Genomic DNA, 16,798 nt, shown 5'->3' on the forward strand with positions numbered 1-16,798 from the left:
CGCCCGGGGAGCCCGGCGGGGGCCCGCCGCCCGGCCCGGGGCCCGGAGGCGGCTGCTGGGACGGGGCGCCGGACGGGCCCGGCGTCCGGGCGCCCGTGCCGGTTGACGCGGACTGCGGGGACGCCGAGGTGGAGGCCGGTCCGGGGCCGCCGGCGGACGACCGGCCGGACCCGTCCGTCCCGCCGCCGCCCGCGCGGCCGCCGCCGGGCTCGCGCAGCGCGAGCACCAGGGCCGCCGCCGCGACCAGGGCGACGGCCACCGCGGCGACGGCGACGGTCGCGACCACGGCGGGCGACCGGTGGGGCGGCCCGGCCGGGACCGGCCAGGGGGCCGGGGACGGGGTGGGGTGGGCCGCGGGCACGGGCGGCCGCGGGGTGGCCGGGCCGCCGGGGGCCGGTCCCGGGGGCGGGACGGGCGGGGGCGCGTCCGGCCGGACGGCGGAGGTCCGCGTCGGCAGCGCGTCCCAGCCGGGCAGGGTGCCGTACGGGCCGGGCCCCACCGCGTCCCACGTCGGGTCCGGGGCCGCCGCCGCGGCCGCGAGCATCGCGTCGAGCTCGGCCGCGTCCGGGCGGACCGCCGGGTCGCGGGCGAGGAGGGCGGCAAGCACCGGGGCGAGCGGGCCCGAGCGGACCGGCGGCGGCACCGGGTCGTCGAGCACCGCCGCCAGCGTGGCCAGGGTGCTCGCCCGGCGCATCGGGCTGATCCCCTCCACGCACACGTACAGGACCAGGCCGAGCGACCACAGGTCGGAGGCGGGCGTCTCGTCGTGCCCGCGGATGCGCTCGGGGGCGATGTACTCCGGGGAGCCGATCAGCTCGCCGGTCGCGGTCAGGGAGGTGGAGCCCTGCAGGGCCGCGATGCCGAAGTCGGTGAGCACGGCCGAACCGTCGTTGCGCAGCAGCACGTTGGCCGGCTTCACGTCCCGGTGGTGGATGCCCGCCCGGTGGGCGGCGTCCAGCGCGGAGAGCACCTGCCGGCCGATCCGGATCACGTCACCGAACGGCAGCGGGCCCGCCTCGATCCGGTCCTGGAGCGTACGGCCCGGCAGCAGCTCCATGACGATCCAGGGGTGCGGACCGACGGCGGAGTCGATGATCTGATGGACGGTCACCACGTGCGGGTGGTTGAGCCGCGCGAGCGCCCGGGCCTCGCGCAGCACCCGCTCGCGCAGGGCGGGCGACTCCGCGGGCGACGCCCGCACCTCCTTGAGCGCCACCTCGCGGTCGAGGACGGTGTCGCGCGCCCGCCACACCGCCCCCATGCCGCCGCTGCCGAGCAGTTCGAGCAGCTCGAACCGCCCGTCGACGTGATCCCCCGGCCCACTCATGGGGTCAGTCTCGCGCAGGGCGACCGCCCCGTCAGGCGGATCCGCCCACCGGGCCCTGATCCGGCCCGTCAGCTGCCGGCGAGCGCCTTGTCGATCGCCGTGCGGTAGGCCGCGGCGGTGGAGGGGGCGCTCTCGGTGCCCTCGCCGTACACGAGCTTGCCGTCGACGACCACCGACGGGGTGCCCTGGACGCCGTCCTTGTTGTCGTCGAACGACTCGGCCATGTTCAGCGCCCACTTGTCGTAGGTGCCGTCCTTCACGTCCTCGGCGAAGGCCTGGTTGTCCTTCAGGGCGGGGACGGTGTCGGCGATCTCGATGAGGTAGGCGTCGTCGGCGAGCTTGTCGGTGGACTCGTCGGGGTGCCACTTGGCGGAGAACATCGCCGCCTTGTAGTCGAGGAAGGCCTGGTCGGAGACGTTCAGGGCGGCGCCCAGCGCGCTGAGGCCGTTCTTGGAACCGGTGCCCTGCAGGTTGCGGTCGAGGAACGCGCCGCCGACGAACTGGATCTTGTAGGCCCCCTTGTCGACGTCCTTGTGGATCGTGTCGCCGACGTTCTGCTCGAAGGTCGCGCAGACGGGGCAGCGCGGGTCCTCGTAGAGCTTGACCGTCTTCTTCGCGCTGTCCTTGCCGATGACGACCGTGGTGCCGTCGGCGCCGGTGGTGTTCGCGGGCCTGACGAGCTTCTGGTCGGCGGCCGACTCCCAGTAGGTCGGCTTGTTGTTCTGCACGACCAGGGCGCCGACGCCGCCGGCCACGGCGAGCACGCCGACGACCGAGGCGGCCACGACGAGGGTGCGGCGGGTCTTCGCCCTCCTGGCGGCGGCCTCGCGCTCGGCGCGCAGCCGCTCGCGGGCGGCGTTCTTCGAGGCCTGGTTGTTGCGCTTGCTCATGGCGGTTCTTCTCTCGTGCGGAAAGCGGGTGTCGCGGGACTCAGACGGGGGTCTCAGTCGCCCGCGGCGGCCCGCGCAGGCCCACGCTGTGCACGAGGAGAGCGGTACGGAGGATCCGGGCGCGGTGCACGGCCCGGGGGAGGGCGGTCCCGGCCGCCGGCGCGGGGGCGGCGCCGGCGGCGAGCAGCGCGGCCCGCAGCGGGCGGAACGCGAACGCCGCGCCGGCCCGCAGGAGCCGGACCAGGGCCCGCTCGCCGCCGCGCAGCCAGGCCGCGGCGAGCAGCCCGAGCCCGACGTGGGCGGCGAGCAGAGCCAAGGGGGCGGCCGGATCGGGGGCGGGCGCGTGCAGCGGCACGCCTGCGCCCACCGGGTCGCCGCCGCACAGCACGTCGAGGCCGACGGACCGCAGCGAGCCGGTGACCGGGCCGCCGGAGGGGCCGTAGCAGACGTGGCGGCCGGTGGTGAAGACGGTGTCCGCGGCGAGTTCGAGGGGGACGAACAGGGCGGCGATCCGCCCGAAGGAGCGCTCCCGCCCGGCGAGGGCCCAGGTCAGGGCGAACACGGCGGCGGCGACGACCGCCAGGGTGGTCGGCGGCAGCGGGGCGCCGGCGAGCAGCACGTGCGAGGCAGCGGACAGCGTCACGACGAGCGCTGTGAAGAGCGCCGCGCGTACCGCCCGGATGCCTGCCGTGGATATGCCCATTGCGGACGAGTGTCGCACGGGGGCGGATAAGAGCCGATTAAACGCTCGCTGTGAGGCCGCCCACGGCGGCCCCGGGACCGCGCACCGGCTCCCGCGCACCGGCCCGTGCGGCGGCGCGGTTCCCGGCGGCGCGGTCCCCGTCCCGGCTCAGAGCCCCGGGATGCGCCCGTTGCGGAACAGGTCCAGGAAGATCTGGTGGTCCCGCCGCGCCCGGGCCCCGTAGTCGTGCGCGAAGTCGACGAGGAGCTGCGCGAAGCCGTCCTCGTCGGCGGAGATCGCCGCGTCGATGGCCTTCTCGGTGGAGAACGGCACCAGCGAGTGGCCGCTCTCGTCGTCCGCCGCCGCGTGCATGGTGGCGGTGGCCCGGCCGAGGTCGGCGACGGTCGCCGCGATCTGCTCCGGCTCGTCGATGTCCGCCCAGTCCAGGTCGACCGCGTACGGCGAGACCTCGGCGACCAGCTGGCCCGCGCCGTCGAGCTCGGCCCAGCCGAGCCAGGGGTCGGCGTGCGCCTGGAGGGCGCGCTGCGAGATCACCGTGCGGTGGCCCTCGTGGCGGAAGTAGTCCCGCACCCGCTGGTCGTCGACGTGCCGGGAGACCGCCGGGGTCTGGCCCTGCTTCATGTAGATGACGACGTCGTTCTCCAGGGCGTCGCTGTGGCCCTCCAGGAGCAGGTTGTACGAGGGCAGGCCGGCCGAGCCGATGCCGATGCCGCGGCGGCCGACGACGTCCTTGACCCGGTAGGAGTCGGGGCGGACCAGGCTGGACTCGGGGAGGGTGTCCAGGTAGTCCTCGAACGCGGCGAGCACCTTGTACCGGGTGGCCGCGTCGAGGTCGATCGAGCCGCCGCCGGGCGCGAAGCGGCGCTCGAAGTCGCGGATCTCCGTCATCGAGTCGAGCAGCCCGAAGCGGGTGAGCGAGCGGGCCGAGCGCAGGGCGGCCAGCAGCGGGCCCTCGGCGGTGTCGAGGGTGAAGGGCGTCACCGCCCCGTCGTCACCGGACGCGCGGCCGCCGGCGGCGAGGACGTGGATCCGCTCGCGGTAGGCGGCGGCGTAGATCCGCACCAGCTCGGTGATCTGCTCGTCGCTGAGCGCCTTCGCGAGGCCGACCAGGGCGAGGGACGCGGCGAAGCGCTTGAGGTCCCAGGTGAAGGGGCCGACGTACGCCTCGTCGAAGTCGTTGACGTTGAAGACGAGCCGGCCGTTGGCGTCCATGTACGTGCCGAAGTTCTCCGCGTGCAGGTCGCCGTGGATCCACACCCGGCTCGTGCGCTCGTCGAGGAACGGGTGGGAGCGGGCGGGGTCCTTCTCCGCGTCCAGGTCGTGGTAGTAGAGGCAGGCCGTGCCCCGGTAGAAGGCGAACGCGGTGGCCGCCATCTTGCGGAACTTCACCCGGAACGCGGCGGGGTCGGCGGCGAGCAGCTCGCCGAACGCCGTGCCGAAGACGGCCAGGATCTCCTCGCCGCGCTCTTCGGCGCTTGCCTGCGGGACCGACATCGGTGGGTGCCTCCTGGTACGGGGGATCTGCGGTGAAAGGCGACGGGTGTTCCTCCCGTCACAACGCACGAACGTACTCGTGAGTGCCCGCCCGTGGGGAGCCCGGAGTCCCCGCCCGGTGTCAGTGCCACGACGTAGACTTCCCCGCGCTGCCCCCTCCTCGCCGGCCGGGGCCGCGCCCCCCCCGTCCGCTCTGCCCCCGGAGGCCGTCCACCGTGTCGTCGAAGCCGCCCTTCACCCATCTCCACGTCCACACGCAGTACTCGATGCTGGACGGGGCCGCGCGGCTCAAGGACATGTTCGACGCGTGCAACGAGATGGGGATGTCGCACATCGCGATGTCCGACCACGGCAACCTGCACGGCGCGTACGACTTCTTCCACAGCGCCAAGAAGGCGGGCGTCACCCCGATCATCGGCATCGAGGCGTACGTCGCCCCGGAGTCCCGGCGCAACAAGCGCAAGGTGAAGTGGGGCCAGCCGCACCAGAAGCGGGACGACGTCTCGGGCTCCGGCGGGTACACGCACAAGACGATCTGGGCGGCGAACAAGACCGGTCTGCACAACCTCTTCCGGCTGTCCTCCGACGCCTACTCCGAGGGCTGGCTGCAGAAGTGGCCCCGGATGGACAAGGAGACGATCTCCCAGTGGTCGGAGGGGCTGATCGCCTCCACCGGCTGCCCGTCCGGCGAGGTGCAGACCAGGCTCCGGCTCGGCCAGTTCGACGAGGCCGTCCAGGCCGCCTCCGACTACAAGGACATCTTCGGCGAGGGCCGGTACTTCCTGGAGCTGATGGACCACGGCATCGAGATCGAGAGCCGGGTCCGCGAGGGCCTCCTGGAGATCGGCAAGAAGCTCGGCATCCCCCCGCTGGTCACCAACGACTCGCACTACACCTACGCCCACGAGGCCTCGGCGCACGACGCCCTGCTCTGCATCCAGACCGGCAAGAACCTCTCCGACCCCGACCGCTTCCGCTTCGACGGCACCGGCTACTACCTGAAGTCGACCGACGAGATGTACGCGATCGACTCCTCCGACGCCTGGCAGGAGGGCTGCGCCAACACCCTCCTGGTCGCCGAGCAGGTCGACACCAGCGGCATGTTCGAGGCGAGGAACCTCATGCCGAAGTTCGAGATCCCGGACGGCTTCACCGAGGTCACCTGGTTCCAGGAGGAGGTCCGCCGCGGCATGGGCCGCCGCTTCCCCGGCGGCGTGCCCGACGACCGGCAGAAGCAGGTCGAGTACGAGATGGACATCATCATCCAGATGGGGTTCCCGGGGTACTTCCTGGTCGTCGCCGACTTCATCATGTGGGCCAAGAACAACGGCATCGCGGTCGGTCCCGGCCGCGGCTCCGCGGCCGGCTCGATCGTCGCCTACGCCATGGGCATCACCGACCTCGACCCGATCGAGCACGGACTGATCTTCGAGCGGTTCCTCAACCCCGAGCGCGTCTCCATGCCCGACGTCGACATCGACTTCGACGAGCGCAGGCGCGTCGAGGTGATCCGGTACGTGACCGAGAAGTACGGGTCCGACAAGGTCGCCATGATCGGCACCTACGGCAAGATCAAGGCCAAGAACGCGATCAAGGACTCCGCTCGCGTCCTCGGCTACCCCTACGCGATGGGCGACCGGCTCACCAAGGCGATGCCCGCCGACGTCCTCGGCAAGGGCATCGACCTCAGCGGCATCACCGACCCCAAGCACCCCCGCTACAACGAGGCGGGCGAGATCCGGGGGATGTACGAGAACGAGCCGGACGTCAAGAAGGTCATCGACACCGCCAAGGGCGTCGAGGGCCTGGTCCGGCAGATGGGCGTGCACGCGGCCGGCGTGATCATGTCCAGCGAGCCGATCGTCGACCACGCCCCGCTGTGGACCCGGCACACCGACGGCGTCACGATCACGCAGTGGGACTACCCGCAGTGCGAGTCGCTCGGCCTGCTGAAGATGGACTTCCTCGGCCTGCGCAACCTGACGATCATGGACGACGCCATCAAGATGGTGAAGTCCAACAAGGGCGTCGAGCTGGAGATGCTCTCGCTGCCGCTGGACGACCCGAAGACGTACCAGATGCTCTGCCGCGGCGACACGCTCGGCGTCTTCCAGTTCGACGGCGGCCCGATGCGCTCGCTGCTGCGCCAGATGCAGCCCGACAACTTCGAGGACATCTCCGCCGTCTCGGCCCTCTACCGGCCGGGCCCGATGGGCATGAACTCGCACACGAACTACGCCGAGCGCAAGAACGGCCGCCAGGAGATCACCCCGATCCACCCGGAGCTGGAGGAGCCGCTCAAGGAGGTCCTCGGGCTGACCTACGGCCTCATCGTGTACCAGGAGCAGGTGCAGAAGGCCGCCCAGATCGTCGCCGGGTACTCGCTCGGCGAGGCCGACATCCTGCGCCGCGTGATGGGCAAGAAGAAGCCCGAGGAGCTGGCGAAGAACTTCGTCCTGTTCCAGGAGGGCGCCAAGAAGAACGGCTTCTCCGACGCCGCGATCCAGGCGCTGTGGGACGTCCTGGTGCCGTTCGCCGGCTACGCGTTCAACAAGGCGCACTCCTCGGCGTACGGCCTGGTCACCTACTGGACCGCCTACCTCAAGGCCAACTACCCGGCCGAGTACATGGCGGCGCTGCTCACCTCGGTCCGCGACGACAAGGACAAGTCGGCCGTCTACCTCAACGAGTGCCGGCGGATGGGCATCAAGGTGCTGCCGCCGGACGTCAACGAGTCGATGGCGAACTTCGCCGCCCAGGGCGACGACGTGATCCTCTTCGGCCTGACCGCGGTCCGCAACGTCGGCCAGAACGTCGTCGAGTCGATCATCCGCTCGCGCAAGGCCAAGGGGAAGTACTCCTCGTTCCCCGACTACCTCGACAAGGTCGAGGCCGTGGCCTGCAACAAGCGGACCACCGAGTCGCTGATCAAGGCCGGCGCCTTCGACGCCATGGGGCACACCCGCAAGGGCCTCACCGCGCACTTCGAGCCGATGATCGACAACGTGGTCGCGGTCAAGCGCAAGGAGGCCGAGGGCCAGTTCGACCTCTTCGGCGGGGCGGAGGAGGCCACCGGTGAGCCCGGTTTCGGGCTCGACGTCGTCTTCTCGGACGTGGAGTGGGACAAGACCTACCTCCTCGCCCAGGAGCGCGAGATGCTCGGCCTCTACGTCTCCGACCACCCGCTCTTCGGCCTGGAGCACGTGCTGAGCGACAAGGCGGACGCCGGCATCGGGCAGCTGACCGGCGGGGACTACTCCGACGGCTCGATCGTCACCATCGGCGGCATCATCTCCGGCCTGCAGCGCAAGATGACCAAGCAGGGCAACGCCTGGGCGATCGCGACCGTCGAGGACCTGGCCGGCTCCATCGACTGCATGTTCTTCCCCGCCACCTACCAGCTGATCTCCACCCAGCTGGTGGAGGACGCGGTGGTCTTCGTCAAGGGCCGGCTCGACAAGCGGGAGGACGTGCCGCGGCTGGTCGCCATGGAGCTGATGGTCCCCGACCTCAGCGACGCGGGCACCGACGCGCCGGTGACGATCACCATCCCGGCGGTCAAGGTCAGCCCGCCGATGGTCAGCAAGCTCGGCGAGGTGCTCAGCCACCACCGCGGCTCGACCGAGGTGCGGATCAAGCTGCTGGGCGCGCGCAAGACCACCGTGCTGCGGCTCGACCGGCACCGGGTCAAGCCCGATCCCGCGCTGTTCGGCGACCTGAAGGTGCTGCTCGGGCCGTCCTGCCTGACCGGCTGACGGCGCGCCGGAGGGGCGCACCCCGACCGGGGGTGCGCCCCTCCGTGCGTGGGGGCCGCGGTCAGTTGTGACCGAAGCGGCGCTGGTGCTTGCGCGCCACGTCCGCGGGGCTGCCCTGGGCCTGGGTCTGCTCCTTGGCCTGGGACTCCAGCGCGCTCGTCCGCGCCTCCTGGGCGCCCCGCTCGGCGGGGGACGAGTTCGGCTGCTTGCGGTTCTTGTTCTTGGCCATCTGTGATGCCTCCTGTGATGTGCCCCGAGTGGGGCGCCATCAGATTCACACAAGCCGACACGCCGCGCATTTCGGACAATTACCCTGAGTGTCAGTCGGACGGAGCACGACGCCGTCCCGGCCGGCGCCGAATACGCCACGCCGATGATCGAGTTCCCGACGTCAACGGTGACCGGGTCGGGCAGACTCGAAGGAAACCCGGAACAACGCGGAGCGACCTCGTTCCCGAAAGAGGGTGGCACCCATGGACCGATGCGTCGTCCTGGTGGACGCCGGCTATCTCCTGGGAGCCGCCGCGTCCCTGCTGGCAGGGGAGCCGTCCCGGTCCCGCATCACCGTCGACCACGCCGCGCTGATCCAGGGCCTGCGCGAGCGCGCCGAGCTGGAGACCGGCCAGCCGCTGCTGCGGATCTACTGGTTCGACGGCGCCCCCGACCGCGTCCCCCAGCCCGAGCACCGGCGGCTGCGGGTGATGCCGCGCGTCACCGTCCGGCTCGGCGCCCTGACCCGCAGCGACGGGCGCTGGGCGCAGAAGGGCGTCGACGCCGCCATGCACGCCGAGCTGACCGAGCTGGCGCGCAACCGGGCCTGCGCCGACATCGTGCTCATCACCGGCGACGGGGACCTGCTGCCCGGCATGATGGCCGCCAAGGAGCACGGCGTCGCCGTCCACCTCTGGGCCGTGCAGGCGGCCGACGGCGACTACAACCAGTCCGAGGACCTCGTCGCCGAGGCCGACGAGCGCCGGGTCCTGGACCGGGTCTGGATCACCCGGGCCGTCCGCGCCAAGGACTTCGGCGGCGTCTGCGCCCCGCCACCCGCGCCCCGGCCGGAGATCGCCGCCATCCTCTCCGCGCCGCTGCCCGAGTCGGCCCTCGCCGCCTCGACGCGCAACGGCGCCGCACCCGCCCGGCACGTCCGTGCGGAAGGCCCCGCCGGGCCGCCGGACGACCGCGAGCCCGGCCGGACCGCGCCCGCCGCCCGGCCGCCGTCCCACGACGAGCCCCGGGAGCGGCCGGCCGCGGCCGACGGCGGGCCGCCGGAGCGCACCCACCTGGCCCGCGGTGTGCCGACGCCCAAGGACCTCGCGGGGCTCAGGGCGCCCGGCCCCGTGCCCCACCCGGCCGCGCCGCAGACGTCCGGCGCCACGCTGCGCTGGTCCTCGGACAAGGGCTGGGCCGACCGCCCCTTCGCCGGCGAACCGCCCGAGACGGCCTCGCTGCCCACCCTCGCCCAGCTCACCAGCGCCGAGCAGCGCTGGGCCGACCGCGAGGAGGACATCACCACAGTCGGCGGCGACCCCTTCGAGGTCGGCCAGGTCTTCGCCCGGCGCTGGATCGAACGGATCCCGGAGTCCGCGCACACCGGCAGACTCTCCGCGCTCTACCCCCGCATCCCGCACCGCATCGACGGCGAACTCCTGCGCTACGCCGCCCGGTTCGGCCTGCTCGCCCACAAGGACGACCAGATCGACGAGCACGACCGCTACGCGATCCGCGCCGGCTTCTGGCGCGAGATCGACGTCCGCGCGGCCGCCGACACCGCCCCCGCGGGTACCGCGGCCGCCGAGCCGGAGGGCCCGTGAGAGCCCGCCGCGCGTGACGGCGCAGGTGGCCGTACCCGTCGCCGCTCCCGCCGCTGCGCCCACCGCCGCTCCCGCCGCAGATGTGACGCGGCCCCGGCGGCCCCGGGGGCAATGTGGGGCGTACGACCCCGTAGGCTCGTTCCTCGTGAGTACGGGCAAAGTGTGCGTGGTGCGGGAGCTGGTGAAGACGTACCCCGCCGCGCGCGGACGGCGCGGCGCGCCGGGTACGCCCGCGGTGCGGGCCACTGACGGCATCTCCCTCGACGTCGCCGGCGGTGAGGTCTTCGGCCTGCTCGGCCCCAACGGGGCCGGCAAGTCCACCCTGGTGCGCCAGCTCACCGGCCTGATGCGGCCCGACTCCGGCAGCGTCACCGTCCTCGGCCACGACCTCGTGCGGCACCCCGAGCGCGCCGCGCGCCTCGTCGGCTACCTCGGCCAGGAGTCCACCGCGCTCGACGAGCTCACCGTCGCCCTCGCCGCCGAGACCACCGGCCGGCTGCGTGGCCTCGACACCCCCGCGGCCCGGCGCGAGCGGGACGCCGTCATCGACGAGCTCGGGCTCGCCGAGATCGCCTCGCGCCCCCTCAAGCGGCTCTCCGGCGGCCAGCGCCGCCTCGCCTGCTTCGCCGCCTCCCTCGTCGGCGAGCGGCCCCTGCTCGTCCTCGACGAGCCCACCACCGGCATGGACCCCGTCGCCCGCCGCGCGGTGTGGGCGGCCGTCGACCGGCGGCGCGCCGAGCGCGGCACCACGGTGATCCTGGTCACCCACAACGTCATCGAGGCCGAGACCGTCCTCGACCGGGTCGCCGTCGTCGAGCGGGGCCGGGTGATCGCCTGCGACACGCCCGGCGGCCTCAAGGCGCGCGTCGCCGGGGACGTCCGGGTCGAGCTGGTCTGGCGCGAGCGGGCCCCGCTGGAGGTGCCCGAGGTGGCCGCGCTGCGCGACAGCGCCCGGGAGACCGGGCGGCGCTGGGTGCTGCGGCTCGCGCCCGAGGAGGCGCGCGCGGCGGTCGCCGCGGTGACGGGCGGCGCGGCCTTCGCCGCCCTGGACGACTTCACCCTGGCCACGCCGAGCCTCGAGGACGTGTACCTCGCGCTCGGCGGAGGCCGCACGGAAGGCCTGGTCAAGACGTGAGCGGGAGCGGCGCGGTGAGCGTGACGGATGCGGTGGGCACGACCGGGACGCAGGGCGGCCGGACGGCGGACGCGCGGACGGCGGCCGGGGCCGCGACCGCCCCCGCCGCGGACGGGTGCGCCCCGCTCGCGCCCCGGGCCGGGCTGCTGCCCGCGCTCGGCGCGGTCTACCGGGCGCAGCTCTCCCGGGCCCGGGTCGCCCGGATCCCGCTGCTCTTCGTCGCCACCTTCCAGTCCATCGGGATCATGGTTCTGATGCGGGGCGTCGTGGACGGCGGCGAGGAGGCGCGGGCCGTCGTCGCCGGATCCAGCGTCCTGGTCGTCGCCTTCGTCGCGCTGAACCTGCTCGCCCAGTACTTCGGCCAGCTCCGGGCGAGCGGCGGGCTCGACTACTACGCCACCCTGCCCGTGCCGCCGGCCTCCGTCGTCCTCGGCACCGCCGCCGCCTACGCCTCCTTCACCGCGCCCGGCACGGTGGTGACCGCCGTCGTCGGCTCGGTGCTCTTCGGACTGCCGCTCACCCACCTCTGGGTGCTCCTCGCGGTGATCCCGCTGGCCGGCGCGGCCCTCGCCGGCCTCGGGGCCGCGCTCGGGCTGCTCGCGCCCCGCCAGGAGCTGGCCACCCTGCTCGGCCAGCTCGGCATGTCGGCCGCGCTGCTGCTCGGCGTGCTGCCCGCCGAGCGGCTGCCGGAGGTCGTCCGCTGGGCGCGCGACCTGCTGCCCTCCACCTACGGCGTCGAGGCTTTCGCCGAGACGTACCGGGCGCGGCCCGACTGGGTCTCCGTGGTGGTCGATCTGGGCGTCTGCGCCGGGGTCGGCGTGCTCTCCCTCGCCGTCGCCACCTGGGCCTACCGCCAGGCGGCCGTGCGGTGACCCGGCCCCCGCGGCGGACTGGCAGGATGGTCGGGTGACCGCACCGTTGACTCCGCACGACCAGCCGCCGCACCGGCCCTGGCACGCCCAGGGCCCCGGCGCCGCCGGTGAGCCCGAAGGGCCCGGCCTGCGCGCCGAGCTCCCCGAGGCGATCGTCCTCGGACTGGTCCTGGCGCTCGCCGGGGTGCTCCTCGGGGCGCTCTGGTTCTGGCTCGCGCCCCGGGTGCCGCTCGTCTCCGACGGCACCGCGGTCTACCTCAAGGACACCGAGGGCGAGCAGTCCATCGGCGCCGAGGGCGTCTACTTCCTGCTCGCCCTCGCCTTCGGCGTCGTGAGCGCGGTCGCGGTCTTCCTGTGGCGGCGGCGCGGCGGGGTGCCGCTGGTCGTCGCGCTCGCGCTCGGCGGGCTCGCCGGGTCCGTCGTCGCCTGGCAGACCGGCATCTGGCTCGGCCCGTCCTCCGACGTCGTCGCGCGCGCCAAGGAGGCCGGCGAGGGCGTCGCCTTCGACGCGCCGCTGGAACTCAAGGCGTACGGGGCGTGGCTGGCCTGGCCGGTGATCGCGATGATCACCCACCTGGGTCTGACGGCCGGCTTCGGCCCCCGCGACCCGGAACCGGACCCCGCCCCGCAGTGGGGCAAGGACCTCCCGCCCGCGGACTGAGCCGCCGCCCCGCGCGGGCCGCCCACCGCGGTCAGACGCGCGCGATCGGGGCGAGCACCGCCGCCGTCAGCGCGGCGAGGTCGGCGGGGGAGAGTTCGACCTCCAGGCCGCGGCGGCCGGCCGAGACGCAGATCGTGGCGTGGCCGGACGCGGAGGCGTCCAGGACGGTCGGCAGCCGCTTGCGCTGGCCGAGCGGCGAGATGCCGCCGCGCACGTACCCCGTGGTGCGCTCGGCCGCCGCCGGGTCGGCCATCGCCGCCCGCTTGCCGCCCGCCGCGCTCGCCAGCGCCTTGAGGTCCAGCTGCCCGGCGACCGGCACCACGGCGACGGTCAGCGCCCCGTCGACCTCCGCGACCAGCGTCTTGAAGACCCGCTCCGGGGACACGCCCATCGCCTCCGCGGCCTCCTCGCCGTACGAGGGGTGCGCGGGGTCGTGGGTGTAGGAGTGCAGGGTGTACGCCGTGCCGGCCGCGGTCAGGGCGACGGTGGCCGGGGTGCCACCTGCTGCGTGCTTCTTCTTGGCCACGGGGGAGTGCCTTCTCGCGATCAGTTGAGGCTGGTGGGTGCGCGGGTGAGGTCCACCGCGGGCAGGGAGGGCAGGTTGCGGATCAGCGCCGTCTCCGAGCGCAGCAGCCCCAGCTCGATGCGGAGCCGGGCGGCCACGGTCGGCGCCTCCAGGAGGCGCTGGCGCGAGGGGGTGTCCAGGACGGTCGCCGCGGCGACCAGGTAGGAGACCACCGAGGGGTCGTCGGGCAGCTCGGAGGCGCTGGCGAGGGTCCGCTCACTCGCCCCGGCCAGCCGCTTCTGGTACGCCCGGAAGGCCCGCAGGACGCCCTCGGCGAGCGCGCCGGCCCCGTCGCCGTCGTCCTCGGGCAACTCCTCGACCTCGGCGGTCAGGAACGGGCCCGAGGCGTCGAGGGCGTGCAGCCGCACCCGGGTGGTGCCGGTGGCGAGCACCTCGAAGGTGCCGTCCTCGCGCTCCCGGATCGTCGCCGCGTCGGCCACGCAGCCGACCTGGTGGAACGCGAGCAGCGGATCCTCCCCGAAGCCGGCCGCGGGCCCGATGTCGGGCTCGACCGACTCGTCGGGCAGCCCCGGCAGGCTCGGCGCGAGCTGGTGGCCGTCGCGGATCGCGACGACGACGAAGCGCCGGGGGACGTCGGAGTCGTCCGGGGTCTTCAGGAGTTCGCGCATCATGGCGCGATACCGCTCCTCGAAGACGTTCAGCGGCAGCACGAGGCCCGGGAACAGGACCGTGTTGAGGGGGAAGAGCGGGAGACGGGCGGTGGTCACGACGCCGAAGCCTAATCGGCCCGCGCGCGCAGCGGCGTCCGCGTGGCGATCTGGATGCGCACGCCGTCCCGCAGTTCCAGGAACTGGCCCAGCGGGTCGTCGGAGACCGCGTCCCACGGGAAGGACGTCACGCCCGTCCCGAGCAGCCTGATCTGGGTGAGCGCCTCCGGCCAGCGCTCCAGCGCGACCAGCAGGTACGTGAGCAGGTTGCGGACCTCCGCGAGCCGGGGGTCGGCCGGCGGACGCGCCGCGGACAGCGCGATCGCCCGGTCGGCGGCCCGGTGCAGGCGGGCGGCGGGGACCCGCGACCCGGCGGCGGGCGCCCCGGGCAGGAGGCCGGCGAGCGCGGCGCGGGCGGGCAGGGCCTGGATCAGCGAGCCGGGCAGGGCGTCGCCGGCGGCCCGCTCGGCGAAGTCGAGGCAGGCGGCGGCGCCGTGGCCGGCCGCCGCCAGGTAGCGGAGCGCGGCGACGTGGCAGCCGTAGTGGTGGGAGGCCCGGCGTCCGGCCTCGGCCCACACCGCGTCGAACCGCCGCCGCGGGGCGCGGGCGGACCGGGCGTGGTCCAGGGCGACCCGCCAGGGCACCGGGTCGCCGGGGTTCGCCTCCGCCGCGGCCGCCACCAGCGGGCCCGCCGCCCGCAGCAGCTCGACCCGCGCCGGCGATGACAGGGCGCGGTGCACGGCCAGCTCGGCGGCCAGGAGCGCCACGTCGGGGTCGCCGGGCGCGAGCGCCCGCCAGGCGGTGAGCCAGTCGTGCCGCCGCAGCGCGAAGGCGGCGAGCCGCACGGCGTAGCGGTCGCGGTCCTCCCACGCCGCCCGCTCCCGGGTCGCGGCGAGCAGCTCCGCCGCCCCGCCGTGCTCCCCGCGCCCCGCCGCGACGAGCGCGGGCGCGAGCCGCCGGTCGGGGGCGTCGAGGAGCATCTCCTCGTCGGCGGGGAGCCCCTCGGCGAGGCGGGCGGTGTGCCTGATCATCCGCGCGGTGGCGACCAGGGAGCGCAGCAGCGTCATGGTGCGGACCATTGAAGGCCGCGCGGCGCCCGGGGACGGTCAAGGGACGGCAAAGGAACCGGCGCCGCGCCCCGGAGGCGGCGCCTCACCCCTTGCGCAGCAGCCGCGACGCGCCCGCCGCGACCGCCGTCGCGAGCAGCCAGCCCAGGACGATCAGGAACGCCGCCGCCCACTGCCAGGCGGTGCTCAGCCGCCAGTGGCCCTGCTGCCCCAGGTCGATGACCGGGACCAGCAGGTCCAGGGCGTACAGCGGCGGGTTCCAGCCGGGGTTCTCGCCCGGCTTCAGCGGCGGCGGCCCGCCGGGGCCGAAGCGCGCGGCGAGCGCCGCCGCGCCCGCCGCCCAGAGCAGCGCCATCCACAGCGCCGCCCGCCCCGGCTTGTAGCCGTACGCCACGGTCAGGTCCTGCACGTACCCCCACAGCCGCGCGGCCGGGGGCAGCGTCTCGCGGCGGCGGCGCTGCTTGGTGAGCAGCACCGCCCGCGCGTCGGAGTCCTCGCCCTGCGCCCTGAGCACGGCGGCCAGCCGCTCGTACGGCTCGGGCGCGTACTCGGGGGTCGCGTCGGTGACCCAGCCGAGCCGGTCGGCGAGGGTGAAGGGGCCGCGCGGGACCAGCGTCTCGTAGCCGAAGCCGCTGATCTCCAGGCCGCCGGGGCCCGGCCAGCTGCTCAGCCGGTCGACGAGGACGCCGACCCGGGCCCCGGACAGGACCACCGTGCCGCGCTCCGGCCGCTCGCACAGGAACCGCAGCTCGGGGGCCTGGATCCGGCGCAGGGAGACCTGCTGCTCGTCCGCCAGGACGAAGCGGGCCTGCTCCAGGTCGACGGAGTCGCCGAAGCGGCCGTCGTCGAGCCGCACGCCGCCCCGGCACTCGAAGGGGCGGACGCGGGTGCCGCGGGCGGGGGTGTTCATCGAACCGAACAGCGGGGTCGCGCCGGTCGTGACCGAGGACCCCGAGGCGGCGGCGGTCAGGTACAGCGTCCGCCCGACGGTGAGCTGCGGGGCGTTCAGCGCCCGCCGCCCGTAGGGGTTGCGCAGGACCGAGCCGCGCAGCGAGAACGAGCCGCCGATCTGCGCGCCCCGCAGGCTCAGCTCGCCGAACGACTCCAGCAGTTCGGCCTGCAGGTCCTGGCCGACGGTCATGCCGTCGCCCAGGAGGGAGCGCCCCCGCCGGTCGCGGTGCGCCACCAGCTGGTCGAGGAGCAGGTCCGTGCCGATGTGGGCGTCGGAGAGCCGGACGCCGGACCGGATCCGGCAGCGCGGCAGGTGCAGGTCGCCGTCGGTGGTGAGCCGGGCCGCCTCGAGGCGCGGGATCGCGCAATCCACGAGCCGCAGGGTGGTGAACCGGCTCTCCGGCAGCAGCACCTCCTGGTCGAACCGGCACCGCACCAGCTCGACGTACGGCTCGACCCGACCGCCCGCCAGGTCCAGCGAGCCGGTCAGCCGCACCCCGGCCAGCTTGAGCGAGGCGACCCGGCCGGGCAGCGGCGCTGGCCCGTCGAGCAGCAGTCGGCACACCACCCGGGCCCGTACGCTGCGCTGCGCGCCCCAGAGCAGCGCGGAGTGCGGGTCGTCCAGGTCGGCGTCGCCCGCCGACAGGTCGTAGCGGGTGCCGTTGCGGAACGCCTGCCACATGCCCAGCTCGGCGGCGGTCAGGTCCTCCGGCGGCTCCCCGCGCTCACCGCTCGCCATCCGCGCCCCTCTCACCGGCCGCTGTGCGAGCCCCCGTCCGACGCGTCACGCGCGGCCCGCCCGACGCGTCACGCCCCGGTGATACCCGTCCCCGCCGCCCGGAACGCCGCCCGGAACGCGGAGCGTCGGGTATCAGCCACTGATACGGGCGTCCGGG

The 16,798-nt window shown here is 74.4% G+C and carries 14 protein-coding genes; 5 read left to right on the forward strand and 9 right to left on the reverse strand.

The window, feature by feature from the left end:
• The 4 genes from ACFWEG_RS16740 to ACFWEG_RS16755 all read right to left on the reverse strand — a co-directional run.
• The coding region (locus ACFWEG_RS16740) for a serine/threonine-protein kinase (RefSeq protein ID WP_387215370.1) at positions 1–1,327 on the reverse strand (1,327 nt) is incomplete at its 3' end.
• A 68-nt stretch (positions 1,328–1,395) separates the two neighbouring features.
• Complete coding sequence (locus ACFWEG_RS16745; protein ID WP_387215373.1) at positions 1,396–2,217, reverse strand: thioredoxin domain-containing protein; 822 nt, start codon at positions 2,215–2,217, stop codon at positions 1,396–1,398.
• Positions 2,218–2,257: 40 nt separating this feature from the next.
• Positions 2,258–2,920 carry a hypothetical protein gene (locus tag ACFWEG_RS16750; protein ID WP_387215376.1) on the reverse strand — a complete coding sequence of 221 codons (663 nt, stop codon included), beginning with the start codon at positions 2,918–2,920 and terminating at the stop codon, positions 2,258–2,260.
• A 147-nt stretch (positions 2,921–3,067) separates the two neighbouring features.
• Positions 3,068–4,414 (reverse strand): DUF2252 domain-containing protein, encoded by a 1,347-nt coding sequence (locus ACFWEG_RS16755; protein ID WP_387215379.1) that lies wholly within the window; start codon positions 4,412–4,414, stop codon positions 3,068–3,070.
• 215 nt (positions 4,415–4,629) lie between these two features.
• Here ACFWEG_RS16755 and dnaE point away from each other — a divergent pair, with 215 nt between their 5' ends.
• Positions 4,630–8,169 carry a DNA polymerase III subunit alpha gene (gene dnaE, locus ACFWEG_RS16760; RefSeq protein ID WP_387215382.1) on the forward strand — a complete coding sequence of 1,180 codons (3,540 nt, stop codon included), beginning with the start codon at positions 4,630–4,632 and terminating at the stop codon, positions 8,167–8,169.
• 61 nt (positions 8,170–8,230) lie between these two features.
• Here dnaE and ACFWEG_RS16765 read toward each other — a convergent pair whose 3' ends face one another.
• Positions 8,231–8,398: a hypothetical protein gene (locus tag ACFWEG_RS16765; protein ID WP_387215384.1), complete on the reverse strand. Its 168-nt coding sequence runs from the start codon at positions 8,396–8,398 to the stop codon at positions 8,231–8,233.
• A gap of 244 nt (positions 8,399–8,642) precedes the next feature.
• Between ACFWEG_RS16765 and ACFWEG_RS16770 the strand changes: the two genes are divergently transcribed.
• The 4 genes from ACFWEG_RS16770 (at position 8,643) to ACFWEG_RS16785 (ending at position 12,651) form a co-directional block, all read left to right on the forward strand.
• Positions 8,643–9,983: an NYN domain-containing protein gene (locus ACFWEG_RS16770; RefSeq protein WP_387215387.1), complete on the forward strand. Its 1,341-nt coding sequence runs from the start codon at positions 8,643–8,645 to the stop codon at positions 9,981–9,983.
• Positions 9,984–10,149: 166 nt separating this feature from the next.
• On the forward strand, positions 10,150–11,118 hold the full coding sequence (locus ACFWEG_RS16775; RefSeq protein WP_387215456.1) for an ABC transporter ATP-binding protein: 969 nt from the start codon (positions 10,150–10,152) through the stop codon (positions 11,116–11,118).
• A gap of 14 nt (positions 11,119–11,132) precedes the next feature.
• Positions 11,133–11,990, forward strand: coding sequence for an ABC transporter permease (locus ACFWEG_RS16780; protein WP_387215390.1), 858 nt, complete (start codon positions 11,133–11,135; stop codon positions 11,988–11,990).
• A 34-nt stretch (positions 11,991–12,024) separates the two neighbouring features.
• Positions 12,025–12,651, forward strand: a complete 627-nt coding sequence (locus ACFWEG_RS16785; RefSeq protein ID WP_387215393.1) for a DUF2567 domain-containing protein — start codon at positions 12,025–12,027, stop codon at positions 12,649–12,651.
• Positions 12,652–12,682: 31 nt separating this feature from the next.
• Here the strand turns inward: ACFWEG_RS16785 and ybaK are convergent, their stop codons facing one another.
• The 4 genes from ybaK to ACFWEG_RS16805 form a co-directional block, all read right to left on the reverse strand.
• Entirely contained in the window at positions 12,683–13,177 is a 495-nt protein-coding gene (ybaK, locus tag ACFWEG_RS16790) for a Cys-tRNA(Pro) deacylase (protein WP_387215396.1), read from the reverse strand.
• A 20-nt stretch (positions 13,178–13,197) separates the two neighbouring features.
• Positions 13,198–13,944, reverse strand: a complete 747-nt coding sequence (locus ACFWEG_RS16795; protein ID WP_387215399.1) for an LON peptidase substrate-binding domain-containing protein — start codon at positions 13,942–13,944, stop codon at positions 13,198–13,200.
• 11 nt (positions 13,945–13,955) lie between these two features.
• Positions 13,956–14,951 (reverse strand): hypothetical protein, encoded by a 996-nt coding sequence (locus ACFWEG_RS16800; protein ID WP_387215402.1) that lies wholly within the window; start codon positions 14,949–14,951, stop codon positions 13,956–13,958.
• Positions 14,952–15,036: 85 nt separating this feature from the next.
• The gene (locus ACFWEG_RS16805) at positions 15,037–16,641 is read right to left on the reverse strand and encodes an oxidoreductase (RefSeq protein ID WP_387215405.1); all 1,605 of its coding nucleotides are present in this window, start codon (positions 16,639–16,641) and stop codon (positions 15,037–15,039) included.
• Positions 16,642–16,798 lie beyond the last annotated feature (157 nt).

The sequence above is a fragment of the Streptomyces sp. NPDC060194 genome, assembly GCF_042728285.1.
In the GTDB taxonomy this organism is placed as follows: Bacteria; Actinomycetota; Actinomycetes; order Streptomycetales; family Streptomycetaceae; genus Streptomyces.